Consider the following 23,830-nt stretch of genomic DNA (forward strand, 5'->3'; position numbering starts at 1 on the left):
TAAAAATGTTTGAACAACGATATACAATGGCCAAAAAGGGGTAGTCAGGCAGCCTCGGCTGCCTGACTACCCCTCCAAATATAACTCATGGAGTATGGATGCTTACACATAATTCTTGACGGAACCTTTTTTATAGCGAAAATCTATTTTTTATAGCGAAATTTACTTTTTTATAGCGAATTGGAAATTTTCCGCGATTTTTTCCATTTCACAAAAAAACAACACTGCCTAAACAGTGCTGTAGTCCTAAAAATGAATTATTTCTTCAAAAATTGTTACTTCACTCAAACGCTTTCTGTTCAATTCAAATCCAATGCCTGGACGGTCAGGCACCTTAATCGAACCATTAAGGACTTTAATTTCCGGTTGAATGATGTCCTCTTCCCAATAGCGATCCGAACCAGATATATCACCGGGAATCGTGAATCCGGGCATTGAAGCCAAGGCAATATTATGCGCTCTGGATACTCCGAATTCAATCATGCCCCCGGCCCAGACTGGAATTCTTTGTGATGCGCAAAAGTCATGGATCCGCTTCGCTTCACCTATGCCGCCTACCCGGCCAATTTTTATATTGATTACTTTGCAGCTGCCAAGCTCGACCGCTTTTCGGGCATCATCAAACGTAACAATGCTCTCATCAAGGCAAATCGGTGTAGCAATTTGGGACTGGAGTTTCGCATGATCAACAATATCATCATATTCCAATGGCTGTTCGATCATCAGCAGACCGTATTCATCAAGCGCCTTGAGACGGTCGGCATCTTCTAAGGAGTAGGCCGAATTGGCATCCGCCATTAAAGCTAAATTGGGAAACCGCCTGCGGATCTCCCCTATATACTGAATATCGTTTTCGGGGCTGATTTTTACTTTTACCCTTTTATAGCCCCGATCAAGATAGCCTTCAATTTGCTTAATTGCTTCTGCAAGGTCAGGATTGCCGACGACAATACCTGAAGGAATCGAGTCCATCGTTCCGCCAATCAGCTTTGCCAACGGGATTCCCTCCTGTTTTGCCTGCAAATCCCAAAGTGCTGTCTCAATCGCTGCCTTTGCCATATGGTTCCTTCTTACGGAACGGAATAATCCGAATGCTTCATCAGGATGCGAAATTCCCTTTTCCTTTAAAAGAGGAACAAGGAAATCTTTCAGTACATGCCAGGATGTCCTTACTGTCTCTTCTGTATACCACGGTGATGAGAAGGCTACTCCTTCACCGAGTCCGAGAATTCCATTTTGGTCCTCTGCTTCAACGATAATCGCTTCCCGTTCTGTGACTGATCCTAAGTGGGTAGTAAACGCGTGCTTCAATGGCATTTTTACGACAGATAATTTGACTGACTTAATGTTCATGGCTGCCACGCTCCGCTTCTAGCCACTCACGCAGCTTACGTCTTAATAATTTCTTGGCTGCATTCCTTGGAAGGCTGTCAACAAAATAGATTTGTTTTGGAAGCTTGTACTTGGCAAGTTTTTGCTGGCAAAGCTCTAACAGGTCTTCCTCGGATAGAACGGTTGCCTCATTTTTTACAATAAACGCGACTGGCACCTGGCCCCATTGCTCATCTTCTGTACCGATTACTCCTGCATCGGCAACCCCTGGATGTGAAAGCAAGACGCCTTCAATTTCGGCAGGATAGATATTTTCGCCTCCGGAGATGATCAAATCAGACCGGCGATCGAGGACATAAAGGAAACCATCGCTGTCTAAGTAGCCGATGTCTCCTGTATGCAGCCATTGATTGCGGATTTTATCAGCCGTTTCATCTTCCCTGTTCAAATAGCCAATCGTAACATTTGGACCTTTTACAATGATTTCCCCTTCAGTTTGCGCAGGAAGTTCGTTCCCGTCTGCATCAACAATCCGGATTTGGTTAGGAAATAATGCTTTGCCGGCTGAACCGAGACGCTTGATACTGTACTCTGGCGACAGAGTCGCAAACTGTGACGATGTTTCTGTCATGCCATACGTCTGGAATACAGGAATATCTTTCTCTAAGCAATCCTCAAGCAAAGGGAGAGGCGCAGGACCGCCGCCAAGCAGCATGCATCTGAAAGTATCTGGCAGCTTTTCAGTTCCCAGCACATTCAGGATTCTCCTCAGCATCGTACTAACGACTGACATAACTGTAATTTTGTGCTTTCGTATATCGTCAATCACCTTTTTTTCCTCAAAACCCCGATGCAGGATAACGGGCATACCGTAAATCTGGCTTCTCATCAAAATAGAGTAGCCGCTGATATGAAAAATTGGTACAGTGCAAAGCCACTTATCCTGTTCGTGCAGGCCAAGATTGAGAGAAGATGCAGTTGCGCTCCACCAATGGTTCCCGTAAGTTTGCATGACACCCTTCGGATTCCCTGTTGTTCCTGATGTATACATAATTGTAGTGACTTCCTGCAGTTCGTATTCTTCGAGGATAATAGGATCGGCTTCGTCCATTTTATCCAGCTCATCGGTACAAACCCTTCGCTTATTATAGTCGATTAATGCTGTTTTATCGGTAAAACTTGCTTCATGGATCAGAACTTCTGCATCTGAATCGTTAAGCTGCCATGATAATTCCTCTGCAGTAAGGCGATTATTCAGGATGACGGTCCTTACTCCTGCCATTTGCAAAGCATAAAGGATGAATACGGAATCTGCATGATTTGTAAATAGCACAGCTGCTGATGAACCTCTTCCTAATTGGAGGGCTGTCAGCTTGCTGGCAATCTTCTTGGCCTTATCAAAAACCTCTTTAAACGTATATGTATTTTCCTCAAAAATTAATGCTTCTTGATTAGGAGATAAATCAGCCCTTTTTTTAAGCCAATTTGGAATGCCCTCACTCATTTTATTATCACCTCTTTCACAAGTCTTTCTATACGAAAACAGCCTGATGGATATCCATCAAGCTGTTTTGGTAAGCAATAAATGATCAAGGGAACCTTGGGAACTGGCCAAAGTCTGGCTTGCGCTTTTCCTTGAACGCGTCGCGGCCTTCTTTCGCTTCTTCGGTTGTGTAGTAAAGCAATGTTGCGTCCCCTGCCATTTGCTGAAGTCCAGCAAGTCCATCAGTATCAGCATTCATTGCTGCTTTCAGGAAGCGAAGTGCAGTAGGGCTCTTTTCAAGGATTTCTTCACACCACTTGATTGTCTCCTCTTCAACCTGGTCAAGAGGTACAACTGTGTTGACAAGACCCATGTCCAAAGCTTCCTGAGCATTGTATTGACGGCACAAGAACCAGATTTCACGAGCCTTTTTGTGTCCAACGATTCTTGCAAGGTAGCCTGATCCGTAACCAGCATCGAAGCTGCCTACTTTAGGTCCAGTCTGTCCAAAGATTGCATTGTCAGCTGCAATCGTCAAGTCGCATACGACATGAAGTACATGTCCGCCGCCGATTGCATAGCCTTTTACCTGAGCGATTACCGGCTTAGGGATAACACGGATCAAGCGCTGAAGGTCAAGGACATTTAAGCGAGGGATCTGGTCTTCACCCACATAGCCGCCATGTCCGCGGACTCTCTGGTCTCCGCCTGAACAGAATGCATCATCGCCTGCACCTGTCAATACAATAACTCCAACACTGGAATCATCTCGTGCATATGCAAAAGCGTCAATCAGTTCCATAACCGTTTTAGGACGGAATGCATTGCGCACTTCCGGGCGGTTGATGGTGATTCTCGCAATTCCATTATATGTTTCATAAAGAATATCTTCATACTTGCGTTCTGAAACCCATTCAACTGTCATCAAGAAAACCTCCTATTATGTATTCGACAAAAACTCACTTACTATTGTACCAAATTTTTCAGGTTCTTCCACATGAATTGCATGCCCACAATCAATTATCGACAAATGCTTGGCATTTGGAAGCTCTGATTGAATTTTTCCTGCGATTTTGCAGAACTTTTCATCATGTGTCCCAGTTACCAGCAAGGTTTCAAATTGGAAATTCGAAAGCTTGTCCCACCATGATGGCTGAGCTCCTGTCCCCATTCCTCGCAGGCTGTTCGCCAGTCCTTGAGGGTTATTCTGGAGTCTTTGACTCCTTATTTGTTCCCTTACATCCAAAGGTAAATTCCATTGTGATTGAAAAAGCGGAATCGACTCCCAAAATTCAATGAACTTCTCCAATCCCCCAGTTTCAATTCTGGAAGCAAGATTGTGGTCCTGCTGGATACGAGCTGTCTTGTCTGTTTCATTTCTGAGTCCCGGCGTGGTACTTTCGAGCACTAGTTTCCTGACCATTTCTGGATACATGCTGGCAAAGGTAATTGCTACTCGCCCGCCCATTGAATAACCAAGCATATCGGTTTTCAGGATTCCCAATTGATTCAAAAGTATTTTTAGATCCTTTGCTGCATTGATAATATCATATCGTTCCGCTTCGGCAGGTGAATCCGTCCCACCGTGCCCGATCAGATCGACCATCAATAGCCTCGAATGTTTTCCCCACATAGGACAAAACGGCTTCCAAGTAGAAGCCGCGCCTGTAAAACCATGTAGCAAAACGAGTGGAAAACCATCACCGCACTCCTCGATATTATATCGGACGCCGTTAATTATGGTTTTCATTGAATGTCACCTTTTAGCTTAGTAGTTATTTCCCGGGAAACAGATTTCCACAAATCTCGATGTTCTGTCAGGTTTCTGTCTCTTATTGTCTGGATTTCCATCACCTTTAAACCTTCAACTATTTGGTTTTCGGCAAAAACAGTGGAAAAATGGCTCCAGTCTTTAATTAGATCATATTTCCCTTTGTACATTTCGACAACATGGCGGAAATCAAGGTCGAGTGGTGTACCAAAGAGCTTTTCGAAATGCTTCGGTTCATTTGCTTGCGGCAGGAATGAGAAGATTCCTCCGCCATTATTGTTGATTAGTAAAATATTTATATCGAGGTTATATAATTTAGCAGCCAGTAACCCATTAAGATCATGATAGAAGGTGAGATCGCCGAGCACTAAGTAACATGGCTGGGACACACTTGCAACCCCAAGGGCAGTTGACACCACACCATCGATACCATTCGCTCCCCTGTTTGCCATCACCTTGATTTTTTTATTATTGAACAGGAAAAATGAATCAAGATCACGGATCGGCATGCTATTGCCTACAAACAGAGTCGCCCCCTCTGGCAGCATTTCAGCCAGCTGATGGAACAGCTTTCCTTCACTTAACTCTTCAACAATCGAAACGGCAGACAATTGGTCTTTAGCCAGGTTGTTCACTGCAAACCATTTATCAAAGTATGCAGAATCATTTTTTGGCTCAACCGAACTTTTTACCTGCTTGCAAAAAAATGCCTCATCGCAATAAAGCATATCAGAAGCAGACATTGAAGGTTCTCTCCAGCCAGCGCCGCTGTCTACAATAAATTGGCGCGCGTTCCGGTTCTCTTTGATAAAAATGGTCAGTGCTTTGGATACCGGCATAGCGCCAAATCGGATGATCACTTCTGGCTTCAATGATTCCTTCGCATCTTCATTCCTTAAAAAAGCATCATATGCATCTATAATATAGTGCCCATCGTGTGCCCCGCTTCGCAATTGCGACAGTGGGTCAGCTATGATTGGGAACTTAAGTTTATCAGCGAGCGCAATCACTTCATCAGCAAATTCGCTGCTGTCAATTTGGCCGCAAACGATGATCCCTTTTCGGTATGATATAAGTTCCTGGCCAATTCTTTCAAACGTTTCATCTGACAAACTCAAATGGCCGGTCTGGATATCCACATAACCACCAGCACGATCCACTAACTCAAACATACCTTCTCCCATGATCGGAATCAATGGTTCCCTGAAAGGAAAGTTGAGGTGGACTGGACCAGCCGGATAGCTTGAAGCAGTCGCCGTTGCCCTTGCACAAACTGTACGGGCATAACGGATCATATCCTCTGTTTTTTCCGGAGGTGCCATTTCAACGAACCACTTAACGTTTTTTCCATATAAATGGATCTGGTCAATCGCCTGCGGAGCACCAACATCACGCAGCTCATGTGGACGGTCTGCCGTAAGGACAATCAACGGGACCCTGGAAATGCTAGCTTCAATAACCGCAGGGTAATAATTCGCTGCAGCCGTACCAGAAGTACAAAGCAATGCTACAGGTTTGCTTGTTGCTTTCGCGATTCCGAGGGCAAAGAATGAAGCTGAGCGTTCATCAACTTGAACGTGGATACGCAGGTCTGGATGCTCAGACATTACCATTGCCATTGGTGTGGATCTTGAACCAGGACTGATGACGACATCCTTCACTCCTGTTTTGGACAATTCGGCAACAAATGCTGCAATATATGCTGTTAAATCTTCCTGGTGGGTCATTAGTTCTTTCCTCCAAGTGCTGCAAGCATCGGCCGGAACTTGATGCTAGTTTCTTTGTATTCACTATCGGCATTTGAATCTGCCACAATTCCACAGCCGGCAAACAGTGAAGCTTCACTGCCCTGGATTAATCCGGACCGAATTGCTACAGCGAATTCCCCATTGCCCTTATAATCCATCCAGCCAACAGGCGCGGCATAAAATCCTCTATCAAGCTGTTCCACTTCCCTGATTTTCTCGACTGCTGCCTGTTTTGGCAGTCCGCCAAGAGCAGGAGTTGGATGAAGCCGGTTCACTAAATGAAGCAATGAAGTTCCTTCGCGGTTCTTCCCAATCACAGGCGTATATAGATGCTGGATATACTTCATTTTCATCAAAGCAGGCTGATCTGGCAGGATAACTTCATCACAGGTTTCCTTCATAGCTTCCTTGATCATATCGACTACATATTGATGTTCAATTAAATTTTTCTGGTCGCTCAATAATTCATTCCCTAGTTTTTCATCCTCTTCAGGCGTGCTTCCTCTGCCAATAGAGCCTGCGAGGCATGCCGAAAACAGGCTAGCTCCATCCTTCTTCACCAATCTTTCTGGTGAAGCTCCGATAAAGCAGTCGCCATTGGACTCAAATGCGAATGTAAAACTATCTTTTTGCTCATTCAGAAGATTGGCCAGTACGCTTTCCGCCTGGATGACATCTGTAAAACGAAGGCGCAGCTCCCTTGCAAGCACAACTTTTTTCAAATCGCTGTGCTCTAACCCGTTAACTACTTCTGACACGGTTTCCTTCCAGGCCTCGGGATCTATTTCGATAATATCCTTAAGCTCAAGCTGAGCAGGAGCAGGTTTGCGAAGCGCTTGCACAAGCACCTCCTGCCGTTCTTTCATCATTTTATCAAATAAGGAGTGATCATCATGCTGTGTGCAGACCACATTCGTCGTAAAATATGCTTCACCCTTATTGATGCTAAGCATGTACTTAGGAATATGGAATAGAGCTCCTGAGAATTTTGACCATAATGCCGTTTTCTCTTTCATCGGATCAAAAGAAAAGCCTCCGAACATGGCTGGTCCTGTACCGTTTTGACTATATTTATTAAAAATAAGTGCCTGATCCGTGAAGCGCTTCCACTCTTTTTCAACATGAAAAAAGCGGTCAGCTCCCTGATCCGACTGGATTTGTCCGCATATACCCAATCCTGCTATGAAGAAATCTCCTTCAGGATCTTTCCAGAAAAAGCGTTCTCCAAAAAACTTTTCCCTGCCCGAAGCAAAGAAATAAAAAGGATCAATTTTATCTATTTTATGGACCTCGCTGACCAGCACTGACTGAGATAGTCGTTTGGCCCGCTCAATCGCATCAAGAATTCCCTGCCTAAGTTCCGTTTCTTGAATGGCAACCAAAAAAATCCCCCCAATAACAGCCTCTCATCTGTTATCACACGTTTTAAAGCTTATTTTAAGATACACCTCATAAATCACTATGTCAATAATGGCGGGCTTTGCACACCTAGTATTTTCCTTATTATATATTTAACAGTTTAAATCCTATTCAAGCTGGAAATTTAAACCTTTTAAAACACCAAAATACTAATTGACAGTGTATATGTGAATATCTACACTTATAATTGTAAGGTAAATCAGCCTATATTTTAAAGCTCTTTTTGACAATTTTGGTTCATTTAGATAAAATATTTAGGTTTGGTATATTCATATAAAGGGAGAGAATTAGATATGCAACCACAACTACAGCCTAGTTCTTCCCCAGCAGTAAATGGCTCAGACTGGAGAGTCTGGTGGCAGCTTACACGCCCGCATACTTTGACAGCAGCTTTTGCACCTGTCCTTCTGGGTACTGCATTAGCAATGGAAAACAGCGGGATCCACTGGGGATTATTTTTCGCAATGTTGATTGCGAGCTTGTTGATTCAGGCCGCAACCAATATGTTCAATGAATACTATGATTTTAAACGCGGCTTAGATAACGAACATTCTGTTGGGATTGGCGGTGCAATAGTCCGTCACGGCATCAAGCCTAAAACAGTTTTAAAGCTGGCATTCAGCCTTTACGGAATTTCAGTCCTTCTTGGCGTATATATCTGCATGAGCACAAGCTGGTGGGTCGCTGCAGTTGGGATCGTTTCACTAGCAGCAGGTTACCTCTACACAGGCGGTCCATTGCCAATCGCCTATACTCCTTTCGGGGAGCTTGTAGCAGGTTTCTTCATGGGTGTACTGATCATCCTGATTTCATTCTACATCCAGACCGGTACAGTCACTGCTACTAGCATACTTGTTTCGATTCCAAGCTTTCTGCTAGTCGGCGCGATCCTGCTTGCCAACAATATCCGTGACCTTGATGGCGACAAGGAATTTGGCCGCAGGACACTCGCAATCCTTCTAGGCCGCAGAGGCGCAATCAGGCTGCTAGCCGGAATGTTCATCGTATCGTATTTATGGGTGATTGCGCTGATTTTCGCAGGCATCGTATCGCCTTGGCTGGCGATCGTTGCACTAAGTATTCCAAAAGCGGTCAAAGCGACTAAAGGTTTCATCGGTAAATCAAACCCAATCCAAATGATGCCCGCAATGGCAGCAACTGCACAGACAAACACAATCTTTGGTTTCCTTTTATCAATAGGAATTTTCATCGGATTAATTTAACTTGAGAAGCTTCTGCCTTTGGCGGAAGCTTTTTCTATGTTTCTTAAAATTGTCAGCGGGTATTTAGTACATATGACACGAATCAAACCTAAGGATGTGTAAATATGCTGACAAATGACCAGCGTAACAAATTAAAGCAAATGCTTATAGATGAAAAAGAAATGCTTAACTCACAAATAGAAGGCAATGAAGAGGAGGGATATCTTAATGGCAGCCAGCGTGAGGCTACCGGAGAACTTTCCTCCTACGATAACCACCCTGCCGACAGCGGAACAGAGCTGTTTGAGCGCACCAAGAACCTGGCGATGGACGAGCATCATGAGGCACAGATTGAAAAAATCGATAACGCCTTGGAGGCGATTGAAGCAGGCACTTACGGAAAATGCGCCGAGTGCGGGAAGGAAATTCTTTTTGAGCGCCTTGAAGCAGTTCCGTATACCTTATACTGCGTCGAGCATGCTCAAGAACAGAAGCTTTCAGATGAAAGGCCAGCAGAAGAAGAGGTTCTTGAGCAGACTCATAATACCGATTTCGATCGCAGACAGAACGAAGAAATGACTGATAACAGGAACAGCTTTAACGATGTAGCAGAATTCGGTACATCAGAAACTCCGTCTGACCTCACTGGCGATCATGAAGATTACAATAAACTCTATATTAATAATGAAAAAGAAGGAGGTTTTACTGAAGACTACGAGTCCTTCAGCGCCACTGACATTGAAGGCGATGATCGACAAGTGTTCCAAAGTGAAACCGAAGAAAAGTACGAAGAAATGCTTGATGACGCAGGCATGGAATCGCAGCTTGGCGATATCCCTTATAAAGAGGGAGATAGTTATATTGAAGAAGAGAAAAAGGACACGAAGAAGGATACGGAATAAAGTTAACAGCCACGGTTCATTTACTTTTGAACCGTGGCTGTTTTTTGGCTATTTGCTGTTTTATGTTTAGGGTAAAATACTATGTACTCACCATCTGAAAAGCTATATAAAAATCCAACTGCTGAATTTCTTAAACGCTCTCCAGTCCTGGATTTCGTTCGCGATACCTTTTATATCATGATGGATTATCCACAACTATACTGCTTTGTATTGGCTGCCCTTTGTAAACCAATGCTCCATGATTGTTGGAATTCAGGGTTACCTTAATTACATTCTTTCCTTTCGGTAAAGTGCCTAAATTATAATATTCTCCATATAGCCGATTGATCTTTTTGCCATTAATGTATAAATGAGCATGGCCTTCGTTGTAGCTTGGTGATTTCATGCCTGCCTTCTCGGGAGCGAAGGCAAAATGATTGGTTTCTACTTTTAAAAGCCAGGTGCCGGATTGGTCTTGAGTAACGCTCATATTCACCACGGGAACATGATATCCTTCTGGGATCTCCACATAACCATGGTCGGTGTGGTTTTTCGATGCATTAGCAGTAGAGTGATTGTGTTCATTTTGATTTGTAAAATAGAAAAAGAACGCTATAAAAGGTATGAAAAAAATTAAAAAACTCCTGAACCTTTTCATTTTCTAACCTCACCCTCACGCATTCGCTTCAAGCCGCTTGATCATAATACCGATGATCACAAGCAGAAGACCAATTGCCAAGAATGTCAGGTCATACATCAAAGGGTTTTCGGCCAATGGCTTGACGCGATGCACTTGCAATATATGATGGTCAACAATCCCTTCAACGAGATTGAATGAGCCACCGCCTATGAAAATCCCTCCAAGGAAGATTCTCCAGCTTGTTCCAAGTTCATTTTTCCGTGCGTCCTGAAAAATTTTCACGCCTCCCCAAATCAGCTTGGCCGAAAATAAAGCAGTAAATAATCCATCTGTAAAAATCTCAAGCTTGATATTCGGACTGAGAATCATATGGTGCCACTGCAACAGCTGATGGAACACAATGCCATCGATTGCTCCTAATAACCCTAGACCGAGGATCAATCCGGCGATAAATAAATTCTTGTTTTCTTTTTTCAATTAAAACACCCTCTACGAAGATTTCATACTATCACGATTAGTGCCCAAAAATCGTCCAAACTATACAGATATTTGTTTGATAACATAAAAAAAGGATTGGAGACAGCCAACCCTCTCCAATCCTTTCTAATCTTCAGCTGCCATTGCATCTGCTTTCGTTTCATGAACGGTACCAAATGGATGCTCAGGCGGGGCATAAATCACATATACTTTCAGTTTTTTATCGCCAATATTGGTTACATTATGCCATTTCCCCTCAGGGATCATGATGGCAAAGTCATCTGAGACATTGGCTTCAAAAGTGAGATTATCCTTGCTGTCACCCATTTGAACAAGCGCTTCGCCTTCTTCAACACGGATAAATTGATCGCCTGTTTCATGGACTTCCAATCCGATGTCATCCCCTGCATCGATGCTCATTACAGTTACCTGAAGTTTGTTTCCTGTCCAAATTGCTGTACGGAAAGTTTCGTTTTGCACAGCAGCTTCTTCTATATCGATCACGAATGGTTCTCCACCCTGGTCCTCCAAGCGAGGTCCTGTCTCGTGACGTAAATGTCCAAACCAGGCTGCATGTAGTTTTTCATCGTTGTATGCCTGGAAAAAAAGCTGGCTAATTGGTGTGTTTTGCGTCAGCAAGTAATGATTCCGATAATCATCACAATTATTCAGTTCCGCTTCATATGCTTTTTCGAGGCCATCTCTATAGGTATTGAATGTAACTTGATCAATCTGGTAGAACGGCTGAGTTCCGCTCAGGCTGATATACGTATCGGTAAAATGGCGCCAAATTTTTTTCTTGTCCTCCAAAGCATGCAGAATGACATTTCTGTGCTCGTGGTCAGGCGCTAAGTAGGCTAATCGACTGAATAAATCGATGGCTGATGCTTCTGCTTTCATTCCATCAAGCAGAGCTCCCAGGACTTGCTGATTGTTAGGATTTCTCATCATTAAGCTTGGGCTATAAGAGGATTCGTCTACATAAAATGGATAGGGATAGATTGGAGGAACATTATACAATTCACTCATTCCCTTCATAAATTTTTTCCAAGTTATCATATGCCAATATCTCAGAAACGTACTCAAGAATAATCTATTGGCAGATTTCCAAACTAAGCGTATGAACCTATAAGAAACGGAGATAGACAATGAGTATTATCTTAGCTTTACTGGCTGCATTATTTGCTTCCTTCACAGCTATTCTCGCTAAAATAGGCATCGAGGATGTCGATTCGAACCTGGCTACTGCTGTCAGGACAGTGGTAGTCGTAATCATGGCCTTCCTCATGGTTGTAATAACCGGTCAAACTGAAAACATCATGACAGTATCATCGAAATCACTCATTTTCCTGATCCTCTCAGGATTGACGACGGGATTATCATGGATTTGCTTTTTTAAAGCCATACAGATTGGGGATGTTTCTAAGGTTGTCCCGGTTGATAAAGCCAGTGTCGTATTAACCATCCTGCTATCATTCATTATCCTCAGGGAGCCTGCAACAGCATCCATCGTAGCAGGAGGCGTCATTATCTCAATTGGGACATTCGTTTTGATCGGAAAAGATAAGAAGAAAAGTAAGGGGAAAAAGGTCTTTAACACAAATTCATATATATTTCTAGCGGTCCTTTCGGCGGTCTTTGCTGCTGCGACCAACATCCTTGCTAAGATTGGTATTGAAGATGTCGACTCTAATGTTGCCACCTTTATCAGGACAGTTGTAATCATCATATTTGCCTGGGGTATCGTGATCTTTCAGGGAACCTTGAAGGAACTTAAGAAGATCTCAAGAAAATCCTATATATTCCTGATTCTCTCCGGTGCAGCTACAGGGTTCTCGTGGTTATGTTACTTTGCAGCACTTGCACTTGGCAAGGTGAGTGTCGTCAATCCGATCGATAAATTCAGCGTCGTCCTTACAATGATCTTAAGCTTCATCATTTTAAAAGAAAAGCCAACAAAATCTACGGTTGCAGGAGCAATTCTGATTACATTTGGTACAGCATTGCTCATAATCTAAAAACGCAAAGTAAAGGCCAAATCGTCTTCGATTTGGCCTGAACATTTACACTTTTAACGCAGACTTAACCTTCCAGATCTGATCGGCATACTCCATAATGGTCCTATCACTGGAAAAATAACCGGACTTCGCGATATTGACCAAGCTCATTTGCAGCCAGGCTTTGCGGTCCAGATATTTACGGCTGACCTCCTGATGTGCTTCCGCATAAGAGGCGAAATCACGAAGGACAAAATACTGGTCATTGTGGCCGAGCAAAGAATCGTAAATCTCAGTAAAATGATTCTCGGTATCAGGAAAATATCCATTCACGAGCTGATCGGCAACTTCACGGATCCGCTCATCATGGTGATAGTACTCCAATGAATGATAACCGCCGTTATTCTGGTAATCTAGTACTTCCTCTGCGGTTAAACCGAACAGGAAGATATTCTCCCTGCCGACCATTTCTGTAATTTCCACATTGGCACCATCGAGCGTACCCAGCGTCAAAGCGCCATTCATCATGAATTTCATATTGCCTGTTCCCGAAGCTTCCTTGCTTGCTGTTGATATTTGTTCGCTGATGTCCGCCGCAGGAAAAATATCTTCAGCAAGTGATACTCGGTAATTTTCAAGGAAAACAACCTTAAGCTTTTCATTTGTCTGAGGATCATTATTCACTTTGTCTGCAACGCTATTAATCAACTTGATGACCTTTTTGGCAAAATAATATCCAGGAGAAGCTTTAGCTCCAAATATGAATGTACGCGGATATAGCAAGGCTTCCGGGTCCTCTTTAAGGGCATTATATAAATGCATAATATGGAGGACATTCAGCAGCTGCCGTTTGTAGGCGTGAAGCCTTTTTACCTGAACATCAAAGATTGATTCAGTATCGACCTTCAGCCCGGTTTTATCAAGTATTCGTTTTGCGAGCTTTTCTTTATTGTTCTGTTTAATAGCATGCATTTTTTCCAGGAATGCAGAATCATCTTTAAAGCGCATTAATTCTTCAAGCCTTTGAGGCGACGAAACCCACTCAGGGCCTATAGAATCTGTAATTAATCCGGATAATCCCGGATTTGATTTAAGCAGCCAGCGACGGTGAGTGATTCCATTCGTCTTATTGTTAAAGCGCTCAGGATAAAACTGATAAAACAAGTTCATTTCACGATTTTTCAAAATCTCGGTATGGAGCATTGCTACCCCATTGATGCTGTGGCTGCCGACAATCGCTAATGGAGCCATCCTTACCTCACTATGAGCGATGATCGCCATATTTTCGACCCTGCCCCAATCACCAGGATACCTTTCCCAAACCTGCTTGCAGAAGCGTTCATTGATTTCCTCAATGATCATAAAAATACGCGGAAGCAGCGGCTTGAATATCCGGATTGGCCATCTTTCCAATGCCTCTGCCAGTGTCGTATGGTTTGTGTAAGAGAGTGTTTCGACCGTAATATGCCAGGCATCTTCCCAGCCTAGTCCTTCCTCGTCCATCAAAATCCTCATCAACTCAGGAACAGCAATTGCGGGATGGGTATCATTGATATGGATGCTGACATAGTCATGGAACTCTAGCAAGCTCTTATTCTTCTTTTTAAACGACTGCACAATCGCCTTAAGGCTCGCAGATACAAGGAAATATTGCTGCTTAAGGCGAAGGATTTTTCCTTCATCATGTGTATCATCAGGATATAAAAACTCGGAAACGGATTCTGTATCCTTCTTATATTTAAAAATATCTGCATTCGCAGGGAACCTTGATGGCTCCGCATTCCACAGTCTCAATGTGTTGACCGTCTTGGTCTGGTAACCGATGACAGGAAGATCGTACGGAACAGCCATAATCGTTTCGGCGTTCAGGTGCCTGAATACGAGACGGCCGTTTTCCATCCGGCTCTCCACTTCACCCCAAAAAGGTATTTCAACCGCATCATCTCCCTTGCGGACTTCCCAAACATGGCCATGGCGCAGCCATTGCTCAGGCAGCTCCACCTGGTAGCCATCGACAATCTTCTGTTCGAATAGACCGTGCTTATAGCGAATTCCGCAGCCATGGGCAGGCAAATCAAGAGAGGCAAGCGAATCAAGAAAACAGGCGGCAAGACGGCCGAGGCCGCCATTCCCTAAGCCTGCATCCGCCTCGATTTCCTCAAGCTGGTCCAGATCGATTCCCAGCTCATGAAGTCCTTCACAAACCACATTCTCGACGCCTAAATTAATAAGGTTATGCCTTAGCAGCCGGCCAAGGAGGAATTCGATGGACAAGTAATACACCTGCTTCTTTGCCCCTGCGCGGTAAAGTTCATTCGTCTTGATCCAATCTGAACTCACATGCTCCCTGATCATATGCCCGAGAGTCTGGAACTGCTCCCGGCTCGTGCTTTCTTCAAAGCTAGTTCCAAACATCATCTCGAGTTTTTTCAAGAAAGCAGTTTTGAATTTGGGAACATTAGAAAACATGTGATTCACTCCTTGAGATGAGATCGGAATACAATGAATTGTATTGTTTAGCAGATTGCGCCCAACTATAGTCTGTCTCCATAGCATTTTTCGCCAGCTTAAGCCATTTTTCGCGCTCATGGTAAAAAGACAGCGCCCGTTCAAGCGTAAACAGCATGTCATGGGCATTAAAATTGGCAAAAGTAAATCCGTTGCCATCCCCGTTAAACTCGTTGTAAGGCTGCACCGTATCATTCAGTCCGCCTGTTTCCCTTACCACAGGTACGGAGCCATAACGCATCGCAATCATCTGGCTCAGCCCGCATGGTTCAAATTGGGAGGGCATCAGGAATAGATCCGAGCCCGCATAAACCTGTTGGGCCAAATTCTCATCAAATCCAATATATGAACCACACTGGTCAGGATAGCGCGCTGACATTTCCCTGAAAAATTGCTCAAACTCTATATCGCCTGTACCCAGGACGACAAGCTGCGATCCCGTCGCCATGATTTCATGGAAAACTCCCCTGACTAAATCAAGCCCCTTTTGTTTCGTCAGCCTCGTGATCATCGCAATAAGCGGGGTTCCCGCGCTTTCTGGAAGGCCAAAAGAACGCTGAATCTGAAGCTTGTTTTCAACTCTTCTGTCAAATGTATCCGTACCGAAGTTTGCCTCAAGCCCTGGAAAAGTTTCTGGGTTATACAGATCGTGATCAATGCCGTTCAATATTCCTGAAAGGTCCTCACTTCTTTTTCTCAATATGCCATCAAGCTTTTCACCATAAAAAGGTGTTTGGATTTCCTCCATGTAGGTAGGGCTTACAGTGGTGATATGGTCAGCTGAAATCAAAGCTGCCTTCATAAAATTTGCGTTGCCGAAAAACTCCAGCTGTTCTTCATTGAAATAACGGCTGTCTATTTGAAGCAGTTCACCAAGGACTGCAGGCGGGAAGATACCCTGGAATTGCAGATTATGAATCGTGAACACAGAACGAATCAATCCATAACCAGGCTTTTTATAATACTCCGTCCTCAGCAAGAATGGAATCATCCCGGTATGCCAATCATGGCAATGGATTACATCTGGGTAAAATTCGGTTTCTGCGATAAAGTCGAGGACTGCCCTGTTAAAATAAGCAAACCGCTCACCATCATCATAATGCCCATAAAGGCTATCCCGCTTGAAGTAATATTCATTGTCAACAAAATAAAAAGTGACGCCTTCATAATCCAGAGTTTCAATACCGCAGTATTGCGAGCGCCAGCCTAATTGCACCGAATACTCTTTCACTTTCTTCATTTCAGTGCGGAATTTTTCAGGAATCAAGCCGTATTTCGGTAAAATAACCCGGACATCCGCACCAAGCTTTTTCAATTCCTTCGGAAGGGATCCCGCTACATCTGCCAGGCCTCCGGACTTGATGAATGGGACACACTCCGAAACTGCAAATAAAACCTTCACGAGCCAGTCCTCATTCCCTGGACCGTACCCTTGCGGATGACAGCTGGTGATTCTGCTGGCGCTGTTATGACTGTTCCTGCTTCAATTCTTGCATCTTTATCGACGATCACAGATTCCAATATACAATTCTCCTTAATTTGCGTTTTTTGCATGATGATGCAGTTGCGGATTACAGTACCCTTACCGATTTTAACTCCTCTGGCAATGATGCTGTTTTCCACAGTACCCTCGATTAAGCCGCCATTCGCCACCATAGTATTTCGTACGGAAGCCTCTGTTTCATAGCGGGTAGGCGGTTCATCCTTCACTTTTGTTAAAATTGGCCTTTCCTTAGGGAAAAGTTCCTTCCAAACTTCAGGCTTCAACAAATCCATGCTTACGTTGAAATACTTCGCAATGGTATCCACCATAACGGCGTATCCCTCGAAGTCGTAATAACAAAGCTTGAACTGACTGTCAATATCGGTCACAACATCCCTCATATTCGAGTAGCCTGTTTCATTGCGAGTCGTAATCAGGTCCATCAGCAGTGTTTTTTTAACGAGATAAATCCCAAGCGTGGCTCCGTTTTTATGCACTTCTGTAATATCACAGCCAGACTTTATATGCCAGTCCAAGAGCGGCTGGAAGTCCATATTGAAAACAGTATAGGAATTCGCAATCACCGCAAAATCCTGAGTACTGCGTTCGAAAAAGTCGATGTTGTCCGCAAAATGGTCGAGCGTCCCGATACCTGGATATGGTTTATCCGGATTGGATGTCGGGAAGAAAAATAGTCCATCCCTTTTACGGTTCAAATCCCAATTCTTGCCCGAACCTAAGTGGTCCATCAGTGACCTGTATTGAAATTCAGGAAAAATCGCCACACTCTGAATTCCTGAGTTCACCATATTTGACAGGATAAAATCGATCAGCCGGTATCGTCCGCCAAACGGTATCGCAGCAGCTGAGCGATGGAGAGCCAGTTCATGGAGATCTTCGTGAACGGTTGTCGCGTCTATTACTCCCAATAATCTTTTGTTCATTTACCTTTCCTCCCGAAGTCGGTTCAATTGGACTGCAATTCCCCGATTGTTTCTTCCGATACTAGTGTAATTTCATTGCTGTCATCGCCTGGTCTGATAATTGTCCCGTCAGGCACGTAAACACCAGGGGAAACAATCGCTTTTTCTATATGGCAGTTATGGCCGATCACAGCATCAGGCATAATGACCGTTTCCTTTACGACAGCACCCTTTTTTACCGTTACACCCTGGAATACAACTGTCCTGGAAACTGCCCCTTCAATCTTGCAGCCTTCATTAACCAGCGATTCTGTCACTTCCCCTTCTGGACAAATATATTGAGGAGGCTGGTTAGGGTTCACTGAATAAATACGCCATGATTGATCAAAAAGGTTCAATTCGCAATCCCTGTCCAGCAAATCCATATTTGCCTCCCAAAGGCTTTGGACAGTCCCAACATCCTTCCAATAGCCTTTAAAAGGATAAGCAAATAGCATTTTATCTTCTTTAATCAATAGAGGAATAATATCCTTGCCAAAATCATGGCTGGAATCAGGATTTTGTTCATCCCTTATCAGATATTCCCTTAAAACGCTCCATTTAAAAATATAAATCCCCATTGAAGCGAGATTATTTTTCGCATCTTCTGGTTTTTCTTCAAATTCAGTAATCCTTAAATCCGAATCGGTGTTCATGATGCCAAATCGGTTTGTTTCTTCCCATGGAACCTGTATAACTGAAATCGTTGCATCAGCTTCTTTTTCGATATGGTAATTAAGCATCAGCTCATAATTCATTTTATAAATATGGTCGCCTGAAAGGATCAGCACATATTCAGGATCATATTGATAAAGGTAGTTCAAGTTCTGATAAATGGCACTGGCGGTTCCTGAGTACCATTTTACCTCTGAGGTTTCCGCATAAGGCGGAAGCACTGTAACCCCTCCATCCTTCCTGTCGAGGTCCCAGGCGCTTCCGATTCCAATATAGGAATTCAACACGAGCGGCTGATACTGCGTCAGGACCCCAACAGTATATATGCCTGAATTGGTACAGTTGCTCAGAGGGAAATCAATAATCCGGTATTTGCCGCCAAAAGGAACAGCAGGCTTAGCGAGGTTCTTGGTCAATGAGTGCAGGCGGCTTCCTTTTCCTCCTGCCAACAGCATTGCTACGCATTTCTTCTTTTGCATGATTGTTTCTCCCCTTTCTTTTATTAACAGGACGTAAAATCGAAATTCCGAATGGAGAAATGTTCATCTCTATAGAATATGGCCTTCCATGGAAGGCTACTTCTTTAGCTTCAATCACTTTTTTATTGATCACACCTGATCCGCCAAAGACTTGAGCATCACTGTTTAAAATTTCCCGATACTCACCCGGCTTTGGCACGCCAATCCGATAATTGCTGTAGACCTTCTCTGTAAAATTGCAGACGATTACGAGAAGCTCTTCAGGATTTTTCCCTTTGCGAATAAACGAAAAGATCGACTGTTCTCTGTTATCAGCGTCGATCCACTCAAATCCTTCATAGCTTTGGTCGACTTCATATAACGGTTTTGAACGTTTATACAGTTTGACAACTTCCTTCGTATAATCGTCCATCTTCTGGTGCATGTCATAACCAAGCAGATGCCAATCAAGCTGCTCTTTATCCTTCCATTCAGAGAACTGCCCGTATTCCGTTCCCATGAAAGTCAGTTTTTTGCCGGGATGGGCTGCCATGAACCCCAACAATAACCGCAGCTGCGCGAACTTTTGCCAGTAGTCGCCGGGCATTTTATCTAGAAGCGATTTTTTACCATGGACGACTTCATCATGTGAAAAAGGCAGGACAAAGTTCTCTGAAAAGGCATAAAGCAAGGAAAACGTAACTTTATCATGTATATGCTTCCTTTTATCTGAATCTGCCTCCATATACTTCAAAGTGTCATTCATCCATCCCATGTTCCACTTGTATGTAAAACCAAGGCCTCCGTACTCCACAGGAGCAGTCACCTGTGGCCAATCAGTAGAATCCTCAGCAATCATCAAGACACCAGGCTCATATTCTTTTACAGCTTTGTTCAGCTTCTTAAGAAATTCGACTCCATGAGGGTTCGCTGACTGGATTGAGTTAGGCCAGAATATGATATTAGCTACTGCGTCAACTCTAAAACCATCGATATGGTATTTCTCAAGCCAAAAAAGAGCGCTGGAAATTAAAAAGCTTTGAACCTCTGTTTTTCCCAAGTCGAAATTGGCAGTGCCCCACACCCGATTCTCCCGATCGTTCTCATATGGGTATTCAAATACATAGCTGCCATCAAACTGATACAAGCCATGCGCATCCTTGCAAAAATGGCCAGGGATCCAATCAAGGATGACACCGATCCCGTTTTGATGGCACATATCCACTAAATACATAAAATCATGCGGTGTCCCATACCTGCTGGTCACTGAAAAATAACCGGTAGATTGGTAGCCCCATGAGATGTCGAGCGGATGCTCGGTCAGCGGCAATAATTCAATATGTGTGTACCCATGCGAAAGTACATAAGGAATCAGCTCATCAGCGAGCTCACGGTATGTAAAAAAGGAATCATCTTCGTGCTTTTTCCAGGACCCCACATGAAGCTCGTATATAAACATGGGCTCACCAAGGCTGCTTTTCTTTTCCCGTTTTTGCAGCCACTTTTGATCATTCCATTCATAGCCGTCAAGTGGTTGAACAACTGATGCCGTATTAGGGCGATGTTCAGAATAAAATCCATATGGATCCGCCTTCAATTTTCTCTCACCAGCAGCCGTTGTGATTTCATACTTATAAACAGCACCTGTCAAATCACGATCAAGGGCAAGCTGCCAGACACCTTCATTATTTACTTTATGAAATTCATATCCATTTCCATCCCACTGATTGAAATTCCCAACCAGGCTCACAGCGGACGCGTTAGGAGCCCACACACAAAATCGAGTATATGTATCTGTTCCGTTTTTAATGACATGCGCACCAAATAAATTGTAGCTCTGGTACAAAGTGCCTTCATGAAAAAGATGTAATTCAAACTCTGTCGGATTGATAACCAATTCATTTCCACCTGCCTTTGTAAAACTTAAATAATCCCTTTTTTAGTAGTATTCTAGTTACCATTCTTAAATCCTTGTAAACGTTTTTTTAATATTTCGACAATTATTCTTAAAAAAATACGAATAACGACAATTGTCGACAATTGGTAGCGCTTTAATGTACTAAATCTTCCATTTATGCGAAATTTGGTGAAGAAAAGTTGATGGAAATTAAAAAATGAATAATGTTTTTTTAGGTTGGAGGATTGGTTTTATTATATCTGAAGGCAATGAATAGCGGTAAAGTATTATTCAATTGATAGCGTTTTCATTTGTAAATGAGTAAACTTACCTAGATGCTTTTCTAAAGATAAATAAATCCAAAGAAATACAATAACACAAAAAACAGGTACAACAAATCACTAGGTAACGTTTTTTTATTTAATAGAGGTTTTCAATGATCTAACAAAACGTAACCTCATATCATTTACCCTAATGTTCCTTTATTTAAACTTACACTTAGTTTGAGAAAGAGATTTATTATAACTGTCTGCTTGAAGCCAGGATCTCCTTAAACATAAAAAAAACTGTTAGCATAAATGCTAACAGCTTTTCTTATGACCCCTACGGGATTCGAACCCGTGTTACCGCCGTGAAAGGGCGGTGTCTTAACCGCTTGACCAAGGGGCCTTATGGCGGAGAAGGAGGGATTTGAACCCTCGCGCCGGTTACCCGACCTACACCCTTAGCAGGGGCGCCTCTTCAGCCTCTTGAGTACTTCCCCATATTGGCTCCGCAGGTAGGATTCGAACCTACGACCGCTCGGTTAACAGCCGAGTGCTCTACCACTGAGCTACTGCGGAATAATAAAAAAAATGGGCCTAAATGGACTCGAACCATCGACCTCACGCTTATCAGGCGTGCGCTCTAACCAGCTGAGCTATAGGCCCTTATGGAGCGGGTGAAGAGAATCGAACTCTCATCATCAGCTTGGAAGGCTGAGGTTTTACCACTAAACTACACCCGCTAAATAATAAAAAAAAATGGGGCGACTGATGGGAATCGAACCCACGAATGCCTGAACCACAATCAGGTGCGTTAACCACTTCGCCACAACCGCCATATTCCAAAAATAAATTAGTTTAAATAATTAAAGGTGGCTCAGGACGGAATCGAACCGCCGACACAAGGATTTTCAGTCCTTTGCTCTACCGACTGAGCTACTGAGCCACAAACTGGCGGTCCCGACCGGGATCGAACCGGCGATCTCCTGCGTGACAGGCAGGCATGTTAACCGCTACACCACGGGACCAGATTGCGGGGGCAGGATTTGAACCTGCGACCTTCGGGTTATGAGCCCGACGAGCTACCGAGCTGCTCCACCCCGCGACAATATTAATCATATTATTTTGTTTATGCTCTTAGTGAGCATGGACTGTCCCGATCTCCGTAAGCTTATTTAAGCTGCTGCTCGATCGGTACCTCACGGTTCATGTAGTGAAGTAACGTTCATTGCTCCACTCCGCGACAATAAAAATGTTAATGAAATTATGGAGGAGGTAGAGGGATTCGAACCCCCGCGCGGTGTTACCCGCCTGTCGGTTTTCAAGACCGATCCCTTCAGCCGGACTTGGGTATACCTCCGTGTAAAAACAAGTGCAATGGTGGACCTTGTAGGACTCGAACCTACGACCGGACGGTTATGAGCCGTCTGCTCTAACCAGCTGAGCTAAAGGTCCATGTTTAGCCAAGATTGAATAGGTTCAACCCGATTTTAAAATTGGTAGCGGCGGAGGGGATCGAACCCCCGACCTTACGGGTATGAACCGTACGCTCTAGCCAGCTGAGCTACACCGCCAAAATATTAATTTGAAAACATATGGTGGAGCCTAGCGGGATCGAACCGCTGACCTCCTGCGTGCAAGGCAGGCGCTCTCCCAGCTGAGCTAAGGCCCCATATGATATTGGTAGCATGGTCGGGAAGACAGGATTCGAACCTGCGACCCCTTGGTCCCAAACCAAGTGCTCTACCAAGCTGAGCTACTCCCCGATATAGAGAAAATATATGGCGCGCCCGAAAGGAGTCGAACCCATAACCTTCTGATCCGTAGTCAGACGCTCTATCCAATTGAGCTACGGGCGCATATTTTAAATCCTGTTGAAACTGAAAGTGGTGCCGAGGACCGGAATCGAACCGGTACGGTAGTCACCTACCGCAGGATTTTAAGTCCTGTGCGTCTGCCAGTTCCGCCACCCCGGCTTAAGAACTTTTGGAGCGGAAGACGGGATTCGAACCCGCGACCCCAACCTTGGCAAGGTTGTATTCTACCACTGAACTACTTCCGCAACTTTTAAATTATTTTACTGAAGAAAAAATGGTGCGGGTGAAGGGAGTCGAACCCCCACGCCTTGCGGCGCCAGATCCTAAGTCTGGTGCGTCTGCCAATTCCGCCACACCCGCATATTATATTGAAAGTCATTTTGCTAGTGCAAAAAACTTTGGTGAGCCATGAAGGACTCGAACCTTCGACCCTCTGATTAAAAGTCAGATGCTCTACCGACTGAGCTAATGGCTCGTACAAAAGGTGCCGGCGAGAGGACTTGAACCCCCAACCTACTGATTACAAGTCAGTTGCTCTACCAATTGAGCTACACCGGCATTAAATATAGAATTTTTTCACTTAGTGAAAAAATCTTGGTGGAGGATGACGGGATCGAACCGCCGACCCTCTGCTTGTAAGGCAGATGCTCTCCCAGCTGAGCTAATCCTCCATTTAAAACTGCCCGGCGACGTCCTACTCTCACAGGGGGAAACCCCCAACTACCATCGGCGCTGAGAAGCTTAACTTCCGTGTTCGGTATGGGAACGGGTGTGACCTTCTCGCTATCGTCACCAGACATTTTTTAAAGACAATATC

The 23,830-nt window shown here is 44.0% G+C and carries 17 protein-coding genes, 21 tRNA genes and 1 rRNA gene; 3 read left to right on the forward strand and 36 right to left on the reverse strand.

The genetic code is table 11. The features are described from left to right. Window positions 1-246: 246 nt before the first annotated feature. The 6 genes from menC to M3204_RS22765 all read right to left on the reverse strand — a co-directional run bounded on the left by menC (window position 247) and on the right by M3204_RS22765 (window position 7,716). A complete protein-coding gene (gene menC / locus M3204_RS22740) occupies window positions 247-1,353 on the reverse strand; it encodes an o-succinylbenzoate synthase (RefSeq protein WP_251488650.1) in 1,107 nt (368 codons plus the stop codon). Then, window positions 1,343-2,836 (reverse strand): o-succinylbenzoate--CoA ligase, encoded by a 1,494-nt coding sequence (locus M3204_RS22745; protein WP_251488653.1) that lies wholly within the window; start codon window positions 2,834-2,836, stop codon window positions 1,343-1,345. The genes menC and M3204_RS22745 overlap by 11 nt, the downstream gene beginning before the upstream one ends. Before the next feature lie 85 nt (window positions 2,837-2,921). After that, entirely contained in the window at window positions 2,922-3,740 is an 819-nt protein-coding gene (gene menB, locus M3204_RS22750) for a 1,4-dihydroxy-2-naphthoyl-CoA synthase (RefSeq protein ID WP_251488656.1), read from the reverse strand. Between the two features lie 15 nt (window positions 3,741-3,755). Beyond that, entirely contained in the window at window positions 3,756-4,565 is an 810-nt protein-coding gene (gene menH, locus M3204_RS22755; protein WP_251488660.1) for a 2-succinyl-6-hydroxy-2,4-cyclohexadiene-1-carboxylate synthase, read from the reverse strand. Beyond that, the gene (menD, locus tag M3204_RS22760) at window positions 4,562-6,313 is read right to left on the reverse strand and encodes a 2-succinyl-5-enolpyruvyl-6-hydroxy-3-cyclohexene-1-carboxylic-acid synthase (RefSeq protein ID WP_251488663.1); all 1,752 of its coding nucleotides are present in this window, start codon (window positions 6,311-6,313) and stop codon (window positions 4,562-4,564) included. Before menD ends, menH begins: the two co-directional genes overlap by 4 nt. Then, window positions 6,313-7,716, reverse strand: coding sequence for an isochorismate synthase (locus M3204_RS22765; protein ID WP_251488666.1), 1,404 nt, complete (start codon window positions 7,714-7,716; stop codon window positions 6,313-6,315). Before M3204_RS22765 ends, menD begins: the two co-directional genes overlap by 1 nt. 330 nt (window positions 7,717-8,046) lie before the next feature. Between M3204_RS22765 and M3204_RS22770 the strand changes: the two genes are divergently transcribed. Together M3204_RS22770 and M3204_RS22775 are read left to right on the forward strand one after the other, a co-directional pair. Beyond that, window positions 8,047-8,976 (forward strand): 1,4-dihydroxy-2-naphthoate polyprenyltransferase, encoded by a 930-nt coding sequence (locus M3204_RS22770; RefSeq protein ID WP_251488668.1) that lies wholly within the window; start codon window positions 8,047-8,049, stop codon window positions 8,974-8,976. 104 nt (window positions 8,977-9,080) lie between these two features. After that, window positions 9,081-9,857 carry a TraR/DksA C4-type zinc finger protein gene (locus tag M3204_RS22775; protein ID WP_251488671.1) on the forward strand — a complete coding sequence of 259 codons (777 nt, stop codon included), beginning with the start codon at window positions 9,081-9,083 and terminating at the stop codon, window positions 9,855-9,857. Window positions 9,858-10,032: 175 nt separating this feature from the next. Here M3204_RS22775 and M3204_RS22780 read toward each other — a convergent pair whose 3' ends face one another. The 3 genes from M3204_RS22780 to M3204_RS22790 form a co-directional block, all read right to left on the reverse strand. After that, window positions 10,033-10,494, reverse strand: a complete 462-nt coding sequence (locus M3204_RS22780; protein WP_251488674.1) for a hypothetical protein — start codon at window positions 10,492-10,494, stop codon at window positions 10,033-10,035. A 15-nt stretch (window positions 10,495-10,509) separates the two neighbouring features. After that, the gene (locus tag M3204_RS22785) at window positions 10,510-10,953 is read right to left on the reverse strand and encodes a DUF2243 domain-containing protein (protein WP_251488677.1); all 444 of its coding nucleotides are present in this window, start codon (window positions 10,951-10,953) and stop codon (window positions 10,510-10,512) included. Between the two features lie 126 nt (window positions 10,954-11,079). Continuing rightward, a complete protein-coding gene (locus tag M3204_RS22790) occupies window positions 11,080-11,991 on the reverse strand; it encodes a cupin domain-containing protein (RefSeq protein ID WP_251488680.1) in 912 nt (303 codons plus the stop codon). Between the two features lie 110 nt (window positions 11,992-12,101). On the opposite strand from M3204_RS22790, the gene M3204_RS22795 reads away from it, so the two are divergent. Next, on the forward strand, window positions 12,102-12,971 hold the full coding sequence (locus tag M3204_RS22795; RefSeq protein ID WP_251488683.1) for an EamA family transporter: 870 nt from the start codon (window positions 12,102-12,104) through the stop codon (window positions 12,969-12,971). A 45-nt stretch (window positions 12,972-13,016) separates the two neighbouring features. On the opposite strand, the gene M3204_RS22800 is transcribed toward M3204_RS22795, so the two are convergent. The 27 genes from M3204_RS22800 to rrf form a co-directional block, all read right to left on the reverse strand. After that, window positions 13,017-15,419: a glycogen/starch/alpha-glucan phosphorylase gene (locus M3204_RS22800; protein ID WP_251488686.1), complete on the reverse strand. Its 2,403-nt coding sequence runs from the start codon at window positions 15,417-15,419 to the stop codon at window positions 13,017-13,019. After that, a complete protein-coding gene (gene glgA / locus M3204_RS22805) occupies window positions 15,409-16,860 on the reverse strand; it encodes a glycogen synthase GlgA (RefSeq protein WP_251488690.1) in 1,452 nt (483 codons plus the stop codon). The genes M3204_RS22800 and glgA overlap by 11 nt, the downstream gene beginning before the upstream one ends. Further along, the gene (locus M3204_RS22810) at window positions 16,857-17,885 is read right to left on the reverse strand and encodes a sugar phosphate nucleotidyltransferase (protein ID WP_251488693.1); all 1,029 of its coding nucleotides are present in this window, start codon (window positions 17,883-17,885) and stop codon (window positions 16,857-16,859) included. Before M3204_RS22810 ends, glgA begins: the two co-directional genes overlap by 4 nt. Window positions 17,886-17,908: 23 nt before the next feature. Next, entirely contained in the window at window positions 17,909-19,057 is a 1,149-nt protein-coding gene (locus M3204_RS22815; RefSeq protein WP_285857135.1) for a glucose-1-phosphate adenylyltransferase, read from the reverse strand. Continuing rightward, the gene (gene glgB / locus M3204_RS22820; RefSeq protein ID WP_251488696.1) at window positions 18,975-20,933 is read right to left on the reverse strand and encodes a 1,4-alpha-glucan branching protein GlgB; all 1,959 of its coding nucleotides are present in this window, start codon (window positions 20,931-20,933) and stop codon (window positions 18,975-18,977) included. The genes M3204_RS22815 and glgB overlap by 83 nt, the downstream gene beginning before the upstream one ends. A 597-nt stretch (window positions 20,934-21,530) precedes the next feature. Then, a tRNA-Glu gene (locus tag M3204_RS22825) sits at window positions 21,531-21,602 on the reverse strand. Window positions 21,603-21,605: 3 nt separating this feature from the next. Then, window positions 21,606-21,696: transfer RNA gene (locus M3204_RS22830), tRNA-Ser, on the reverse strand. Window positions 21,697-21,700: 4 nt separating this feature from the next. Beyond that, window positions 21,701-21,775, reverse strand: a tRNA-Asn gene (locus M3204_RS22835). 13 nt (window positions 21,776-21,788) lie between these two features. After that, window positions 21,789-21,862: transfer RNA gene (locus M3204_RS22840), tRNA-Ile, on the reverse strand. Between the two features lie 3 nt (window positions 21,863-21,865). Beyond that, window positions 21,866-21,939 (reverse strand) — tRNA-Gly (locus tag M3204_RS22845). Window positions 21,940-21,956: 17 nt separating this feature from the next. Beyond that, a tRNA-His gene (locus tag M3204_RS22850) sits at window positions 21,957-22,032 on the reverse strand. Window positions 22,033-22,069: 37 nt separating this feature from the next. After that, a tRNA-Phe gene (locus M3204_RS22855) sits at window positions 22,070-22,142 on the reverse strand. Window positions 22,143-22,148: 6 nt separating this feature from the next. Next, window positions 22,149-22,224, reverse strand: a tRNA-Asp gene (locus M3204_RS22860). 3 nt (window positions 22,225-22,227) lie between these two features. Continuing rightward, window positions 22,228-22,301 (reverse strand) — tRNA-Met (locus M3204_RS22865). Between the two features lie 162 nt (window positions 22,302-22,463). Beyond that, window positions 22,464-22,556: transfer RNA gene (locus M3204_RS22870), tRNA-Ser, on the reverse strand. An 18-nt stretch (window positions 22,557-22,574) separates the two neighbouring features. Then, window positions 22,575-22,651, reverse strand: a tRNA-Ile gene (locus M3204_RS22875). 42 nt (window positions 22,652-22,693) lie between these two features. Beyond that, window positions 22,694-22,770 (reverse strand) — tRNA-Met (locus tag M3204_RS22880). Between the two features lie 22 nt (window positions 22,771-22,792). Then, window positions 22,793-22,868 (reverse strand) — tRNA-Ala (locus M3204_RS22885). A 17-nt stretch (window positions 22,869-22,885) separates the two neighbouring features. Continuing rightward, window positions 22,886-22,962 (reverse strand) — tRNA-Pro (locus M3204_RS22890). A gap of 16 nt (window positions 22,963-22,978) precedes the next feature. Beyond that, window positions 22,979-23,055 (reverse strand) — tRNA-Arg (locus tag M3204_RS22895). Between the two features lie 28 nt (window positions 23,056-23,083). Further along, a tRNA-Leu gene (locus M3204_RS22900) sits at window positions 23,084-23,172 on the reverse strand. Between the two features lie 11 nt (window positions 23,173-23,183). After that, a tRNA-Gly gene (locus M3204_RS22905) sits at window positions 23,184-23,258 on the reverse strand. 30 nt (window positions 23,259-23,288) lie between these two features. Continuing rightward, a tRNA-Leu gene (locus M3204_RS22910) sits at window positions 23,289-23,373 on the reverse strand. 39 nt (window positions 23,374-23,412) lie between these two features. Then, window positions 23,413-23,488, reverse strand: a tRNA-Lys gene (locus M3204_RS22915). A gap of 10 nt (window positions 23,489-23,498) precedes the next feature. Next, a tRNA-Thr gene (locus M3204_RS22920) sits at window positions 23,499-23,571 on the reverse strand. A gap of 37 nt (window positions 23,572-23,608) precedes the next feature. Then, a tRNA-Val gene (locus M3204_RS22925) sits at window positions 23,609-23,684 on the reverse strand. Between the two features lie 10 nt (window positions 23,685-23,694). Next, window positions 23,695-23,810, reverse strand: a 5S ribosomal RNA gene (rrf, locus tag M3204_RS22930). Window positions 23,811-23,830: the final 20 nt, after the last annotated feature.

Source organism: Mesobacillus subterraneus, from assembly GCF_023715485.1.
In the GTDB taxonomy this organism is placed as follows: domain Bacteria; phylum Bacillota; class Bacilli; order Bacillales; family Cytobacillaceae; genus Mesobacillus; species Mesobacillus subterraneus_B.